Here is a 13,153-nt window from a genome sequence, read left to right as displayed (position 1 = left end):
TTGATGTGTGTGAATGTGTGGTCCGCAATCGTCGGACATGGTCTCCCCGTCGCGCCGTCTTCGGATCGACCGGGTCTCGCCGATGCCTTGCCCCCCGATCGTGTCGGCGAGACCATTCGAACGCTGAAGCACAGAGAACGATAAAGTGCAGAATCGTTACCTTCCAACAGGTGACGATAGTCTGTAATGCTCGCTTCCATCGCGGCTGATCCTACGGGATCGGGTGGGGTCTGGACGGCGTAGTGCTGTACGACAGCCTCCTTCATCGGCGATGATTTTCGGATCTGAAAATCCGTGGTGCAAGAACCTATAATTTACTTTCAGGGCTCTATTCTCTCCGTGCTGGCGCACCCCGGATGCGCACCGGAGCGGCGACGTGATGCAGGCAGTCCAGGTTCTGGCGAGACCGGAGACGATTCCAGGGCCGGCTGAGGCCGCCCTCGGTCTGGCGCCGTATCTCGACGTGGTGCGACAGGGGTTCATCGTGTTCGAGCGGGGCCGGCTGGTCCTCTGCACCGGGCCGGCGCGGGAGCTTGTGGGCGGGTTCGGCCTGCCCGATCGTCCCAGTCTCCGTCAGGCCCTGCACACCCTCTGCCGCCTCCTGCCCCTCCGCAGGAACGCCTTGTTCGCCCAGGTGCGGCGCGCCCTGGAGCGCTGCGAGGGCCTTGCCTTCGAGATCCTGCGCGCGGGGTTGACGCTCGAGATCGGCATCCAGCCCTTCGGCCCCTCCCGCGGGGCCTGCCAGGGTTGGACCATCACCGTCGAAGACGTCACCCTGCGCCGCGCCGCCGAGATTGCCGCCAGCGAGCGGGCGCGCCTCGACCCCCTGACCGGCCTGCCGAACCGCCTCCACCTGCGCGAACGCCTTGAGGATGCGCTCGTCCAGGTGGAGACCTCCGACGGCACCTGCGCGGTGCTTCTGGTGGACCTGGACCGGTTCAAGCCCGTCAACGACACCCTGGGTCACGCCATCGGCGATGCGCTCCTCGCCAAGGTCGCCGACCGCCTCAGTGCCACGCTCCGTCCCAGCGACACGGTCGCCCGCATCGGGGGAGACGAGTTCGTCGTGGTTCAGCACGGCGTGACGGACCTCGAGGAGACACGCGTCCTGGCGCGCCGCATCGTCGACCTGATCGGCCGCACCTACATGATCGAGGGGCAACTGCTCACCATCGGCGCCAGCGTCGGCGTGGCCGTGGCGCCCCGCGACGGGACCGACGCGGATCGTCTCCTGAAATGCGCCGATCTCGCCCTCTACCGGGCGAAGCTCGATGGGCGCGGGGCCTTCCGCTTCTTCGAGGCCGAGATGGACGCGCGCATGCAGGCGCGGCGTCGCCTCGAACTCGACATCCGCCAGGCCCTCGGCCGGCGCGAATTCTCTCTCCATTACCAGCCGCAGCTGAATCTCGAGAACGATCGCGTGACCGGCTGCGAGGCGCTGCTGCGCTGGCATCACCCGGAGCGCGGCATGGTCCCCCCGGGGGAGTTCATTCCCCTCGCCGAGGAGATCGGGCTGATCGTCCCGATCGGCGAATGGGTCATCCGCCAGGCCTGCCGCGATGCCGTGACGTGGCCCGCGGCGATCACCGTCGCGGTGAACGTGTCGCCCGCGCAGTTCAAGGGCGATCGTCTCGTCGAGGTCATCGTCTCCGCACTGGCAGGTTCCGGACTCCCCGCGAGCCGCCTGGAGATCGAGATCACCGAGGGCGTGCTGCTCCAGGAGAATGAGCGCACCCTGCGGACCCTGCACCGGCTGCGGGCCCTCGGCATCCGCGTCTCCATGGACGATTTCGGGACCGGGTACTCCTCCTTGAGCTACCTGCGCTCGTTCCCCTTCGACAAGATCAAGATCGATCGTTCCTTCGTGGCCGACATCACCCAGAAGCCGGACGGAGACGCGGTGATCCGCGCGATCGCGGGTCTCGGGCGCAGTCTCGGCATGACCACCGTCGCCGAGGGCGTCGAGACCGAGGACCAGATGCGCCGCATCCGCGCCGAGGGCTGCACCGACGTCCAGGGCTACCTGGTGAGCCGTCCGATCCCGGCCGAGGCGCTCCTGGCCCTCTTCACCGACCTCGGCCCGCACGGCCTCGCCCAGGCGTGAGGCGGCCGCTCCCGACCCTGTTCCCCCTTTCCGGAGATCGGAAATGAGCGACCTCTACCGTCTCGTCTATGCCAGCAAGAACCTGCTTCAGGTGCCCGACGCCGAAGCGAGCCACGCGGTGGCGCAGATCCTCGAGACCTCGCAACGGAACAACGCCGAGGTCGGCGTGACCGGCGCCCTGATGTTCAACGGCGGCGCCTTCGCGCAGGTGCTGGAAGGCCCGCGCCAGGGGGTGGAGCGGACCTTCGAGCGGATTCAGCGCGATCAGCGGCACGGCGACGTCACGGTTCTCGAATGCGGGCCGACCGAGGCGCGGGGCTTCGCGAACTGGTCCATGGCCTTCGTCGGTCAGGCCGAGACCGGACAGACGCTGTGGAGCGATCTCGCCCGCGAGAGCGGGTTCGACCTGTCCCGGCTCGACGGCGACGCCGTGTTCCGGATGCTCCACGGTCTGGTGATCGAGGAGGAGGGCATTCCCGCCTCCGCGCCGGTGCCCGTCGATCCGGGCACCACGGACGCCCCCGCGGCGGCTCCGGCGCCCGACAGGACCGGTCTCGACGTCGACCGTCTCCGCGCGGAGGTGGCCGACCTGCGTCCGGTCAACCCGCCCGGTCCAGCCGGCCATCCCGCCGCGTCCGATCACGCCGCGCTGGTAGTGCTGCGGGAGGCGTTGGCTCAGGAGCGGCGCCGGACCACGGCGTTGCGCGAGGAGATCGACGACCTGCGCATCGCGCGGACACAGGACAGCGCCGCGGTCGAGGCCCTCCGCCAGGAGCGCGACATCTGGGTGGAGCGCGCCCGCTGCCTGGCCTCGGCCCTGTGCCGCGAGGCCGAGGCGGTCCGCAGGTCGCCCGACGCGCCCGTCGTCGCGGCGTCCGTCCGAGCCGCGTGACGGGGCCGGGACGCAGGTCGAGTGGGTCAGGCGCGTCGATGCGCTTCCGCCGGCCTGCCACCCGGCCGGCCGATGAGCGCGCGCCACCAGGCGGAGAAGGTTCGCGCATCGGCGAGCCGTGTCCGAAGGGGCCGGCGACGGGGTAGGCAGGCCTGCAGCGACGGGCTCAGGCGGGGATCGGCGCGATACATCGGGCGTGCTGCGATTCGTCTGTGATGGCGGTGGCCGGAGGGGGTGTCGGGATCGGGGCGCCGATGACCGTGAGACTCAGCCCTGGAGGCCGAGGATCAGCAGGACGACGGTGGCGACCGCCGGAACGGCGCAGAGGAGCAGGTCGACGATCAGGCGCGGTTGTCGAGGATCCGACCGGCTGGGGGAACGGCGCGCGACGCCGGACATCAGTTCGCCCGCGAAAGGTCGGACGCCGCAGCCATCCGACGGGGCGCAGCGAGGCGGGTGGCGGCGACCCGCGGCATGTCCGTCGCCGCCGTCACGTCCTTTGCCGCCGATAGCGTCCGCTGGCCCGCGGATCCGAGGACGAGGGTGCCCAGAGCCACGACCGCCAGGACGGCCAAGCCGCGCGCGAGGGGAGCCAGCGGCCGGGCCGCCGGACCTGCGGAGCGCATCGGCGCGCCCGCCCGCAGCGGCGGCAAGGCGTCCGTGGGATAAAGGGGCCTCAACTCGGCCATGGCAGAACTCCGACCTGAACTCACAACCTCGTTTTTATGTGGGTAAATTTCCCACGTCAATCAGAGTCGGTGGAGATCGGGTGTCGGGACGCACGCCGTGGGATTGTCTCCCACAGCCCGGCGGCTATGGTGTGCGCATGGCCGATCCGACCGAGACACCTTCCGAGGGGGCGAACCTCCACGCCCCCGTCGCGCGTCTGCTCCGGCCGCTCGTGCGCCTCTTCGTGGCACGGGGCATCACCTTTCCGGCGCTCACCACGCTCCTGCGCGAACTCTACGTGAACGTCGCCGAGTACGACTTCGCGCTGCCGGGCAAGGAGCAGACCGACAGTCGGGTCAGCCTGCTGACCGGGATCCACCGCAAGGAGGTCAGCCGTCTGCGCGGCGCTGGCGCTCCCGTCAGCGCCGTGCCGTCCTCCGTGTCGCGGACCAGCCGGATCATCGCGCGCTGGCTCGCCGATCCCGCCTTCACCGACCCGGACGGCCAACCCCGGCCCCTGACGCGGGCGAGCGACGGGAAGGGCCCGTCCTTCGAGGATCTCGTCGCGGCCGTGACCCGCGATCTGCGCCCCCGCGCCGTTCTCGACGAGTGGCTCGACCGGGGACTCGTGGTCGCCGATGCCGACGGCCACATCGTCCTCGCGGAGGCGGCCTACGTGCCGAAGGGCGGTGGGGAGTCGCAGCTCTATTACTTCGGTCGCAACCTGCACGACCACATCGCCGCGAGCGTCGCCAACGTCACTGCGCCGATCCCGCGCTTCCTCGAGCGCGCGGTTCATTACGACGGCCTGTCGAAGGAGCTGGCCGATCGCCTCGAGGCCCGCGCCCGCGAGATCGCCATGGAGGCGCTGCAGCAGGCCAACCGCGAGGCCCACGCGGCCTGTGAGACCGATGCCGGCGGCGCCCATCGCTGGAATTTCGGCGTCTACGTCTATGCCGAGGATGCGCCGGCCGCGGCGGCGAAGGCGTGAGGACAGCGTCCATGCGCGCACCGAACCGCCGCGACGCCCTGCGCCTGCTTGCCGTGGCGCCCCTCGCGCTTGCGGCCCGCGCCGACCCGCTCCCACCGATCCGCGACCAGGGCATCGGCGGCACCGGCGCGCGCCCGAGCCACCCGCCGGGTGACGGATCGGAGTCGGAGGGCGACCGCGGCCTGGGCGGCACGGGCGTGATCGGAACGATCCGCAAGTTCGGATCGATCATCGTCAACGACCTGCGCATCACCTATCCGCAAGACGTCCCCGTGCGGATCGACGGGCGACCGGCGGCGGTGAGCGACCTTCGGATCGGGCACGTGGTCCGCGTCGTCGCTCTCGAGACCGGCGGCATCCTCGCCACGCGCCGCATCGACGTCACGAGCGAGGTCGTCGGACCGGTCGAGGCCCTCCGGAAGGGCGGACTGACCGTCCTCGGCCAACGGGTCGCCCTGCCGACGACCCAGCGTGACGGATGGAGGGTCGGCGACCGCGTCGCGGTGAGCGGCCTGCGGCGCCCCGACGGAGTCGTCGTCGCCAGTCTGGTGGAACGGCGGTCGGAGGGAGCCGCGCGGGTGGCCGGTCCGGTCCGACGGGGGCCGGATGGCAGTCCGGCGATCGGCGATCTCCGCCTCGTCGGCGTCGATGCCGGGCAGATCGGACGGCGCGCCATCGTCACGGGCGTTCCGGCGGGGTCGAGCCTCACGGTGACGGGGTTCGAGGAATCGCGCGCCCTGTTCGTTCCGGGCCTGCGCCGCGTCTCCATCGAGGCCTATGTCGGCCGAAATGCACGGGGTCTCCAGATCGGGTCCGGCCTCGACATCGCCGGTCGGCCCGATCCCGGATTGCCCCGCCGCGGCAGCGTCCGCGCGGTCGTCACCGCCGAGCCGGCCCGTGACGGCCGCCTCGCCGTCGAGAGCCTGCGCATCGACACGCGCGGCACCGAGCGCCCCGGCCCTCAGACGGGTCCTGATCGGGGATCGCTCCCGAGATCCGAGGGCCGTGGTTTCGAGGGGCGCGGCCTCGACGGACGCGGCCTCGACGGACGCATGCCCGGGAGCCAACCCGGCGGCCCACCGCGCTTCGATATCGATACCCGCTTGCCGTCGGGCGGCGAGCATGCACGCCCCGGGGGTGGGTTCGAGGGTGGACCGGGCGGCATCGAGCGCCCCGGCGGGTTTGAGCGCCCCGGCGGCTTCGGACGTGGTCCGGGGGGAGGGCCCGGGGGGCCGGAAGGTCCGGGCGGCTTCGGCGGTGGCCCCGGACGTGGTCCGGGCGGGCCGGGCGGACGCTGAACCGTCGCCGTCGTGGCGCGCTCTGCGAGAGGCGCGGTGTCAGGCGGCCGGGACGCCGAGGGCCGTTCCGAGGCGGGCCCGGCACCGGGTGAGGCTCTGGAAGGCGCGGCCCGAGTCGCGCGCCAGGCGGATCAGCGCGGGAATCTGGCCGGGCCGGCGCGCGATGGCGGCGAGGACCGCGCGGATGTCGGGCTCGCCGTCGGGCTTCAGCGCCTGCGCAGCGAAGGCCGGGATCGCGCGGTCGGCCGGATCGCAGACGATGCGCAGGGCCGCGAAGGGCAGCCCGTGCCGCGCGGCATAGGCCGCCGCGACGTGAGATTCCATGTCGACGCCGGCGCACCCGGTGGCGGTGCGCAGGGCGGCCTTCGCGGACACGTCGATCACGGCGGCATCGACGCCGGCCAGCACGGCTTCGCGGACGGTCGAGCCCGATCCCGCCAGCGCGCGCATCCAGGCCGCGGCGATGGCCGGATCGGCCGGGTAGCGCTGCGTCGGCGTGACGATGGCGGTGGCGATCAGCACGTCGCCGGGCACCAGGGCCGGATCGAGACCGCCGGCGATGCCGAGACTGACCACGGCGCGGCATCCCGGCTCGTGCCGCGCGGCCAGGAGGGCGCGCAGGCGTTCCGGGTCGCCCCCCGCCCCGATTGCGCGAACGCCGGCGCCGGAGGCGAGGCGCGCCTCCTTGGCGAGGCCGGTCACGGCCAGGACGGGGAGGGCACCGGACGTGGCGATCGCGCTCATGCTGTTACGCGATCGATCGTGAACCAGAGTCTTCGCATCACGGGCCTTCGCATCACATGCCGAAGGCGACCGTCCGGGTGTTGCTGCGCTGGAGGTTGCGGTAGCGCGCCATGGCCCAGAGGGGGAAGAACTTCGGGTAGCCGTGGTACCGCAGGTAGAACACCCGCGGGAAGCCGGTCGCGGTGTAGCGCTCCTCGGACCAGAACCCGTCGGCGCCCTGGGTGCGGGTCAGATAGTTGATCCCGCGAGTCACCGCCGGATCGTCGGCCTCGCCGGCCGCCATCAGGGCCAGCAGCGACCAGGCCGTCTGCGAGGCGGTGGAGTAGCCGGGCTCGAAGGCCGGATCGATCTTGTAGGACGAGGCGTCCTCGCCCCAGCCGCCATCGGGGTTCTGGATGCGGATCAGCCAGGCGACGGCCCTGCGGATCTCCGGAGAGGCCGGATCGACGCCGGCCGCGTTCAGGGCGCACAGCACCGACCAGGTGCCGTAGATGAAGTTCATGCCCCAGCGGCCGTACCAGGAGCCGTCCTCCTCCTGGTCGTTCAGGAGGTAGGTGACGCCGCGGTCGAGGGCCTTGGAACTCTCCCGGGTCTCGCCGAGCTGCGCCAGCATCGAGACGACCCGGGCCGTGACGTCGGCCGTGGGCGGATCCAGCAGGGCGCCGTGGTCGGAGAACGGAATGTGATTCAGGTAATGGTGGTTGTTGTCGGCGTCGAAGGCGGCCCAGCCGCCGTCGCTCGACTGCAGGCCCTCGACCCACTCGCGGGCCCGGGCGATGGCGTTGCCGTAATCCGGCACGTCGGCGACGAGGCCGTGCTGGTGCATGGCGCGATCCATCGCCATCACCACCACGGCGGTGTCGTCGAGGTCCGGGAAGTGCGGGTTGGCGTACTGGAAGGCCCAGCCGCCGGGGCGGACGTTCGGCCGGCCAGCGGCCCAGTCGCCCTTGATGTCGAGGACTTGGAGCGGCTTCAGCCAATCGAGGCCGCGCCGGGCCTGATGCTCCGCGTCGGGGCCCCCGGCCTCGAGGAGGGCATGGCCGGCCAGCGCCGTGTCCCAGACCGGGGACAGGCAGGGCTGCACGTAGGCCTCGTGCTCCTTGACGACCACGAGCTTCTCGATCGCCTCGCATGCGATCCGCACCTGGGGATGGTCGGCCGGGTAGCCGAGCACATCGTACATCAGCACGGTGTTGACCATGGCGGGGAAGATCGCCCCGAGGCCGTCGTCGCCGTTGAGGCGCTCGCTGACCCAGGCCACGGCCTTGTCCGTGGCGCGCGCCCGCGGCGTCTTCGGAAAGTAATCCTGCGAGACCTGCAACATCCGGTCGATGGCACCGAAGATCGGCGTCCAGGGCCAGGTCGCGTGGGGGCTGCCGGGCCAGGTGCGCACGGTCTGCGGCGGGGCGACGAACAGCTCCGGGATGCCGATCCCGCGGGGATTGCGGGCGAGCGGCTTCCTCGCCTGGATCACCAGCATCGGCACGATCACGCAGCGCGCCCAGTACGAGACCTTGTCGAGGTGGAAGGGGAACCACTTCGGCAGATGCATGATCTCGACCGGCATCACCGGCACCGCGCGCCACGGGACCTCGCCGAAGAGGGCCAGGAGGAAGCGGGTGAAGACGTTCGAATTGGCGGCGCCACCGCGGGACAGGATCGCCTCGCGCGCCCGGCGCATGTGCGGGGCTTCGATCGAATCGCCGCTCATCTTGAGGGCGAAATAGGCCTTCACGCTGGCGCTCATGTCGAACGGGCCGTCATGGACCAGGGCCCAGCCGCCGTGCTTGCCCTGCGTGCGGCGCAGGTAGTTGCCGATCTTGGTCTCCAGCTCCGGCGCGATCTCGGTGGCGCGGAACTGGTGGAACATGATGTATTCGGACGGGATCGTCGCGTCGGCCTCGAGCTCGAAGCACAGGTGGCCGTCGGCATGCGACAGCGCCGTCAGCGCCTGGGTCGCGCGCACGACTCCCCGCTCGACATCCTCGAGGGAGATCTCCTGAGTCTTCGGGCGCTGCAGCGCCTCGACCTTCCTGAATGCGTCCCGCATCGTCCTCGCCTCACCGGCCGCGCAGGCGGCCGCCTTATCTCACGCCGCGCCGCGCGCTCGTGCCTGTCCGCACGTGCCGGTCCTCCGGGCGAGGGCCGATGCGGCGGTTGTTCCTGAACGGATGGCTCCCTCGATCGTCGATGGCAGACCGGTCGCGGTCCAATCGCCTGCCAGGACGAGATTCTCGTGGGCCGTGACGGCGCCGGAGCGCCGCGCGGCCTCGGCCGGCGTTGCCGCGAAGGTCGCCCGCTTCTCCTTGACGATCTGCCAGCTGGGCAGTTCGGGTGCAAGACCGGTCAAAGTCACGATTTCGGACCAGATCTGACGTCCCAAATCTTCGCGCGGCACATCCAAGAGGCGATCGGCGCCGCTGATGGTCACGGATAGACGATCCGGATAGGCAAAGAGCCACTCCGTCATTCCGTTCACCACGCCGAGCAGTAACGGCGATCCCGGCGGCGGAATCACAGCAAAATGCGCGTTGACGATGGAGCGGTGGCTCTGCGGCGCCGGCAGGCCCGGCAGCAGGTCGCAGGCGACCCAGGGCGGCAGGGCGAGGACCACCGAGTCCTCGGGGGCGAGCGCGATGGTCTCGTCGCTGAAGACGAGGCCGGCGATCCGGCCGTCCCCGAGGGCGAGGCTGCGCAGGCGGTGGCCGAAGCGCAGCTGCGCGCCGCGCCGGGTCAGATAGTCCACCGCCGGATCGACGAAGGCCGCCGAGAGGCCGCCGACGGCGACCAGCGGCCGGCAGGCTTTTCCGCCGGCCCCCAGGGTCTCGCGCAGGATTGTCGCCGCGAGTCCGGTGTCGCTCTCCTTGGGATCGGTGTTGAGGGCGGCCAGCAGCACCGGGTGCCACAGGCGGTCGTAGAGCATGCCCTCGCAGGCCATGCTCTCGCCGATGGTGCCACCCTGGCCCGGCGCCTTGCCGGCCGCGGCCTTCAGGATGCCCAGGGGCGCGAGGTAGTCGCGCGCCGCCGTACCGGGCACCCGGCGCGAGGCCTGCAGGACCCACCACGGCACGCGCCCCGCGTTGGGGCGCAGGGTCCAGCGCTCACCGGTCTTCAGGTCGGCGAAGGGGAAGGCCGCCTCGTCCGGGCCGGACAGGGCGCTCTCCGGTGCACCGATCGTGCGCATAAAGGCGAGCGCCGAGGTGTTGCCCGACAGGAGCAGGTGGTTGCCGTTGTCGATGGTCAGCCCGAGGGTCGGATCGTAGTACGAACGGCAGCGGCCTCCGGCCTGCTTGGCCGCCTCGTGCACGACGGCGCGCGCACCGCGCTCCACCAGTGACACGGCGGCGGACAGCCCGGCGAGACCCGCTCCGACGATGTGGACCGTGCCCACCATCAGACGATCCCGTGTCGGAGGACGACGCCGAGGAGCGCGCGCTTGCTCGGCTTGACGCGGGCGCGGGGCTTCTCCCAGCCGCGGGCCAGGACGGCGTCGAGGTACAACCGATAGGCCGCCGCCATGAGGCGCGGCGCCTTAGTTACCTTGCGCGGGCACTTGGCGATGATGTCCCAGGTCGCCCGGTAATGGGCCTCGGCCTCGCGGGCGACGGCGATGCAGACCTCGCCGATGCGCGGATGGTCGATGGCGGCCTGCGGCGTCGGCGCGGTCAGGCCGATGGCGGCCAGCTTCTCGCGCGGCAGGTAGAGGCGGTTGCGTTCCGCATCCTCGTCGATGTCGCGCAGGATGTTGGTGAGCTGCAGGGCACGGCCTTCATGGTGGGCGAGGGCGATGCCCTCCTTCTCGGCGATCCCGAAGATCCGCACCGACAGGCGGCCGACCGCGCTGGCGACCCGGTCGCAATAGAGGTCGAGGGTGGCCTCGTCGGGTGCGACGATGTCCTCGAAGGCATCCATCGCCATGCCGTCGATCACCGCCTGGAAGTCCTCGCGCAGGAGACCGTAGCGGCGGATCGGCACGACGAGGTCCTGCACCCGCGGCGCCGGCCGTCCGGCATAGAGGTCGTCGATGTCGGCGCGCCAGCGGTCGAGTTCCGCGGCGCGCACGGGGGCGGGGCCGCCGTCGTCGGCGACGTCGTCGACGGCCCGGCAGAAGGCGTAGACCGCGTACATCGCCGCGCGGCGATCCGGCGGCAGCAGGCGCATCGCCGTGTAGAACGACGAGGATTTCGCCGGAAGGGCGTCGACCGGGGGGGACGCGGTTTCGGCGGCGGGAGACAGGGTTGCGCTCATGCCCGGTTCCCTCGCGCGACCTTCGCGGCCTGAGCCTTCAGGGTCCGGCCTCGCAGGGGTCGGCGCGCCAGGGTCGCGGCGATGCCACCGAACGCGGTCAGGGCGAAGGCGGCCTTGCCGTGATGCACCTTCTCGCTCAGGGGATCGCGCGTCATCAGCCCCTTGCACAGCACGACGGCGAGGCGATGGATGGCCGCGATCTCCAGGCTGAGGCGCAGGTCGGCGATGAGGTCGGGCAGCACCGCGCCTTCGTCGAGCAGCCCCATGGTACGCTGCGCCAGCTCGCCGATGACGCCGCGGAGCGCCGGGGAGGCCTTCTCGGCGGCCAGCTCCGAGATCGCGGCACCATGCGAGTCGAGGGTCTCCTGCGGCAGGTAGACCCGATCGATCTTGCGAAAATCCTTCCCGCAATCCTGCAGGTGGTTGATGATCTGCAGGGCTGCGCAGATCGCGTCCGACGGGCCCCAGACGACGCTGCGATCCTCGCCGTGCACGTCGAGCACGTAGCGGCCGACCGGCATGGCCGACAGGCGGCAATAGGCGATCAGCTCGTCCCAGTCGGCGTAGCGGCTCTTGCGCGCGTCGAGGCGAAAGGCGTCGAGGAGTTCGAGGGCGTGCGTCGGCGCGAGCCCGCGGGCGGCGAGTTCCCGGCGCAGGGGTTCGGCGGCCGAATCGGCCGGGCGGGTGCCCGTCAGGTCGTCGGCCAGGGCGTCGAGGAGCTCGATCTTCCGCTCCGACGTCAGGCCCGTATGGTCGGCGACGTCGTCGCCGGCGCGCACGAAATCGTAGAACGCCAGGATCGCGCCGCGATGCTTCGGATGGATCAGGTGCGACGCGACGGGGAAGTTCTCGTCGCGGTAGCCCTTGCCGGTGCGCGCCTCGGTGGCTGTCTGGATCGTCGTGCTCATCACAGGCGTCCTTCCTGGCGGAACCAGGCGATCGCGTCGGACAGGCCCTCGCGGTAGGGCCGGGCGGTATAGCCGAGCTCGGCCCGCGCCTTCGCGTCGGAGAAGAACATCCGGTAGCGGGACATCCGGATGCCGTCGATCGTGGCGAAGGGCGCCTTGCCGGTGAAGCGGGCGATCTGCTCGGAGACGAAGGCGATCGGGTAGACCACCGCCCGCGGCAGGTTCACCGTCGGGGGCCTGCGGCCGACCATGCCGGCAATGTCCGCCAGCATCTGCGACAGGAGCACGTTCTCACCACCGAGGATGTAGCGCTCACCGATCCGGCCGTGCCGGAGGGCCAGCAGGTGGCCGGCGGCGACGTCGTCCACGTGGGAAAGGTTCAGTCCGGTATCGACGAAGGCCGGCATCCGGCCCAAGGCGGCTTCCAGGATGATGCGGCCGGTCGGAGTCGGCTTGACGTCGCGCGGGCCGATCGGCGTCGAGGGATTGACGATGACCACGGGCAGGCCGTTGCGGGCGGCCATCTCCTCGACCACGCGCTCGGAGACGACCTTGCTGCGCTTGTAGGCGCCGATGGCCGTGGCGGGGGTGAGGGGACGGGTCTCATCGGCCGACGCGCCGTCGTCGTGCGGCTTGATGGTGGCGACGCTCGACGTATAGACGACGCGCTCGATGCCGGCCCGCAGGGCCTCCTCCATCAGGATCACGGCGCCGTCGCGGTTGGTGGCGACGATCTCCTCCGGATCCGGAGCCCAGAGGCGATAGTCGGCGGCCGCGTGGACGAGATAGCGCTGGCCCTGGAGAGCCCGTGCCACCGCCGCGCGGTCGCGCATGTCGCCTTCGACGATCTCGACGTCGGTCCAGGTCAGGTTGGTGCGCGGCGAGGTGGCCCGGACCATGATCCGGACGGGGAAGCCGGCCTTGCGGAAGACGTCGACCAGGGCCGCTCCCAGGAAACCGCTCGCGCCCGTGATGAGAACCGGGCCGGCATCGAACGGGCCGGAAGGGGTCGCCTGTGGCATTTCTCTCGTAAGGGTCTGAGGATCTTGTGCGTGCGCGGAGCCCGAAGCGGACTTCGGACCCGAGGATGGCGCGCTTTTGTCATCGAAACCGGTGTCGGACAAGCGCAACGGGGACACACCCGGGCCGCAAAGCCCGGATGCTCCGTGCGTCCGCCCGGCGGCTCAGGCGAGCCGCAGGCGTCCCGACTGCCCGGCCTTCCGCTCGGGCAGGGCGTTCTTGACGGTCTGGAGGATGCCGGCGGCGTCGAGGCCGGCCTCGGCGTACATGGCGTCCGGC

12 protein-coding genes are annotated in these 13,153 nt (G+C 71.1%); 4 read left to right on the top strand and 8 right to left on the bottom strand.

Annotated features, from left to right (window positions below):
- Positions 1-379: 379 nt before the first annotated feature.
- A complete protein-coding gene (locus ASF18_RS06460) occupies positions 380-2,104 on the top strand; it encodes an EAL domain-containing protein (RefSeq protein ID WP_056217384.1) in 1,725 nt (574 codons plus the stop codon).
- Between the two features lie 43 nt (positions 2,105-2,147).
- Positions 2,148-2,996 carry a BLUF domain-containing protein gene (locus tag ASF18_RS06455; protein ID WP_056350300.1) on the top strand — a complete coding sequence of 283 codons (849 nt, stop codon included), beginning with the start codon at positions 2,148-2,150 and terminating at the stop codon, positions 2,994-2,996.
- A gap of 267 nt (positions 2,997-3,263) precedes the next feature.
- Here the strand turns inward: ASF18_RS06455 and ASF18_RS25035 are convergent, their stop codons facing one another.
- Both ASF18_RS25035 and ASF18_RS06450 read right to left on the bottom strand, forming a co-directional pair.
- Complete coding sequence (locus ASF18_RS25035; protein ID WP_274534738.1) at positions 3,264-3,395, bottom strand: hypothetical protein; 132 nt, start codon at positions 3,393-3,395, stop codon at positions 3,264-3,266.
- Positions 3,395-3,685: a hypothetical protein gene (locus tag ASF18_RS06450; RefSeq protein ID WP_056217388.1), complete on the bottom strand. Its 291-nt coding sequence runs from the start codon at positions 3,683-3,685 to the stop codon at positions 3,395-3,397. Before ASF18_RS06450 ends, ASF18_RS25035 begins: the two co-directional genes overlap by 1 nt.
- A 137-nt stretch (positions 3,686-3,822) precedes the next feature.
- On the opposite strand from ASF18_RS06450, the gene ASF18_RS06445 reads away from it, so the two are divergent.
- Together ASF18_RS06445 and ASF18_RS06440 are read left to right on the top strand one after the other, a co-directional pair.
- The gene (locus ASF18_RS06445) at positions 3,823-4,656 is read left to right on the top strand and encodes a DUF6502 family protein (protein ID WP_056350299.1); all 834 of its coding nucleotides are present in this window, start codon (positions 3,823-3,825) and stop codon (positions 4,654-4,656) included.
- An 11-nt stretch (positions 4,657-4,667) separates the two neighbouring features.
- On the top strand, positions 4,668-5,954 hold the full coding sequence (locus tag ASF18_RS06440) for a DUF5666 domain-containing protein (RefSeq protein ID WP_056350297.1): 1,287 nt from the start codon (positions 4,668-4,670) through the stop codon (positions 5,952-5,954).
- 39 nt (positions 5,955-5,993) lie between these two features.
- On the opposite strand, the gene ASF18_RS06435 is transcribed toward ASF18_RS06440, so the two are convergent.
- From ASF18_RS06435 to hpnA, 6 genes are read right to left on the bottom strand one after another with little or no spacing between them, the layout of a single operon-like run.
- Positions 5,994-6,698, bottom strand: coding sequence for a phosphorylase (locus tag ASF18_RS06435; protein WP_056350294.1), 705 nt, complete (start codon positions 6,696-6,698; stop codon positions 5,994-5,996).
- Between the two features lie 52 nt (positions 6,699-6,750).
- A complete protein-coding gene (gene shc, locus ASF18_RS06430; protein ID WP_056217401.1) occupies positions 6,751-8,748 on the bottom strand; it encodes a squalene--hopene cyclase in 1,998 nt (665 codons plus the stop codon).
- A 39-nt stretch (positions 8,749-8,787) separates the two neighbouring features.
- On the bottom strand, positions 8,788-10,092 hold the full coding sequence (hpnE, locus tag ASF18_RS06425) for a hydroxysqualene dehydroxylase HpnE (protein WP_056350293.1): 1,305 nt from the start codon (positions 10,090-10,092) through the stop codon (positions 8,788-8,790).
- Positions 10,092-10,946 (bottom strand): presqualene diphosphate synthase HpnD, encoded by an 855-nt coding sequence (gene hpnD, locus ASF18_RS06420; protein ID WP_056350290.1) that lies wholly within the window; start codon positions 10,944-10,946, stop codon positions 10,092-10,094. The genes hpnE and hpnD overlap by 1 nt, the downstream gene beginning before the upstream one ends.
- A complete protein-coding gene (hpnC, locus tag ASF18_RS06415) occupies positions 10,943-11,854 on the bottom strand; it encodes a squalene synthase HpnC (RefSeq protein ID WP_056350289.1) in 912 nt (303 codons plus the stop codon). Before hpnC ends, hpnD begins: the two co-directional genes overlap by 4 nt.
- Positions 11,854-12,876, bottom strand: a complete 1,023-nt coding sequence (gene hpnA / locus ASF18_RS06410; RefSeq protein ID WP_056350286.1) for a hopanoid-associated sugar epimerase — start codon at positions 12,874-12,876, stop codon at positions 11,854-11,856. The genes hpnC and hpnA overlap by 1 nt, the downstream gene beginning before the upstream one ends.
- Between the last annotated feature and the right edge of the window lie 277 nt (positions 12,877-13,153).

The sequence above is a fragment of the Methylobacterium sp. Leaf89 genome (genome assembly GCF_001422215.1).
Classification (GTDB): Bacteria; Pseudomonadota; Alphaproteobacteria; order Rhizobiales; family Beijerinckiaceae; genus Methylobacterium.
The sequence above is the reverse complement of the archived record's forward strand: the minus strand, read 5'-3'. Positions and strand labels throughout refer to the sequence as shown.

Excerpts from the sequence above, each read along its gene's own strand:
- ASF18_RS06460 (WP_056217384.1), top strand. The coding sequence starts at position 380 with ATGCAGGCAGTCCAGGTTCTGGCGAGACCGGAGACGATTCCAGGGCCG.
- ASF18_RS06455 (WP_056350300.1), top strand. The coding sequence starts at position 2,148 with ATGAGCGACCTCTACCGTCTCGTCTATGCCAGCAAGAACCTGCTTCAG.
- ASF18_RS25035 (WP_274534738.1), bottom strand. The coding sequence starts at position 3,395 with ATGTCCGGCGTCGCGCGCCGTTCCCCCAGCCGGTCGGATCCTCGACAA.
- ASF18_RS06450 (WP_056217388.1), bottom strand. The coding sequence starts at position 3,685 with ATGGCCGAGTTGAGGCCCCTTTATCCCACGGACGCCTTGCCGCCGCTG.
- ASF18_RS06445 (WP_056350299.1), top strand. The coding sequence starts at position 3,823 with ATGGCCGATCCGACCGAGACACCTTCCGAGGGGGCGAACCTCCACGCC.
- ASF18_RS06440 (WP_056350297.1), top strand. The coding sequence starts at position 4,668 with ATGCGCGCACCGAACCGCCGCGACGCCCTGCGCCTGCTTGCCGTGGCG.
- ASF18_RS06435 (WP_056350294.1), bottom strand. The coding sequence starts at position 6,698 with ATGAGCGCGATCGCCACGTCCGGTGCCCTCCCCGTCCTGGCCGTGACC.
- shc (WP_056217401.1), bottom strand. The coding sequence starts at position 8,748 with ATGCGGGACGCATTCAGGAAGGTCGAGGCGCTGCAGCGCCCGAAGACT.
- hpnE (WP_056350293.1), bottom strand. The coding sequence starts at position 10,092 with ATGGTGGGCACGGTCCACATCGTCGGAGCGGGTCTCGCCGGGCTGTCC.
- hpnD (WP_056350290.1), bottom strand. The coding sequence starts at position 10,946 with ATGAGCGCAACCCTGTCTCCCGCCGCCGAAACCGCGTCCCCCCCGGTC.
- hpnC (WP_056350289.1), bottom strand. The coding sequence starts at position 11,854 with ATGAGCACGACGATCCAGACAGCCACCGAGGCGCGCACCGGCAAGGGC.
- hpnA (WP_056350286.1), bottom strand. The coding sequence starts at position 12,876 with ATGCCACAGGCGACCCCTTCCGGCCCGTTCGATGCCGGCCCGGTTCTC.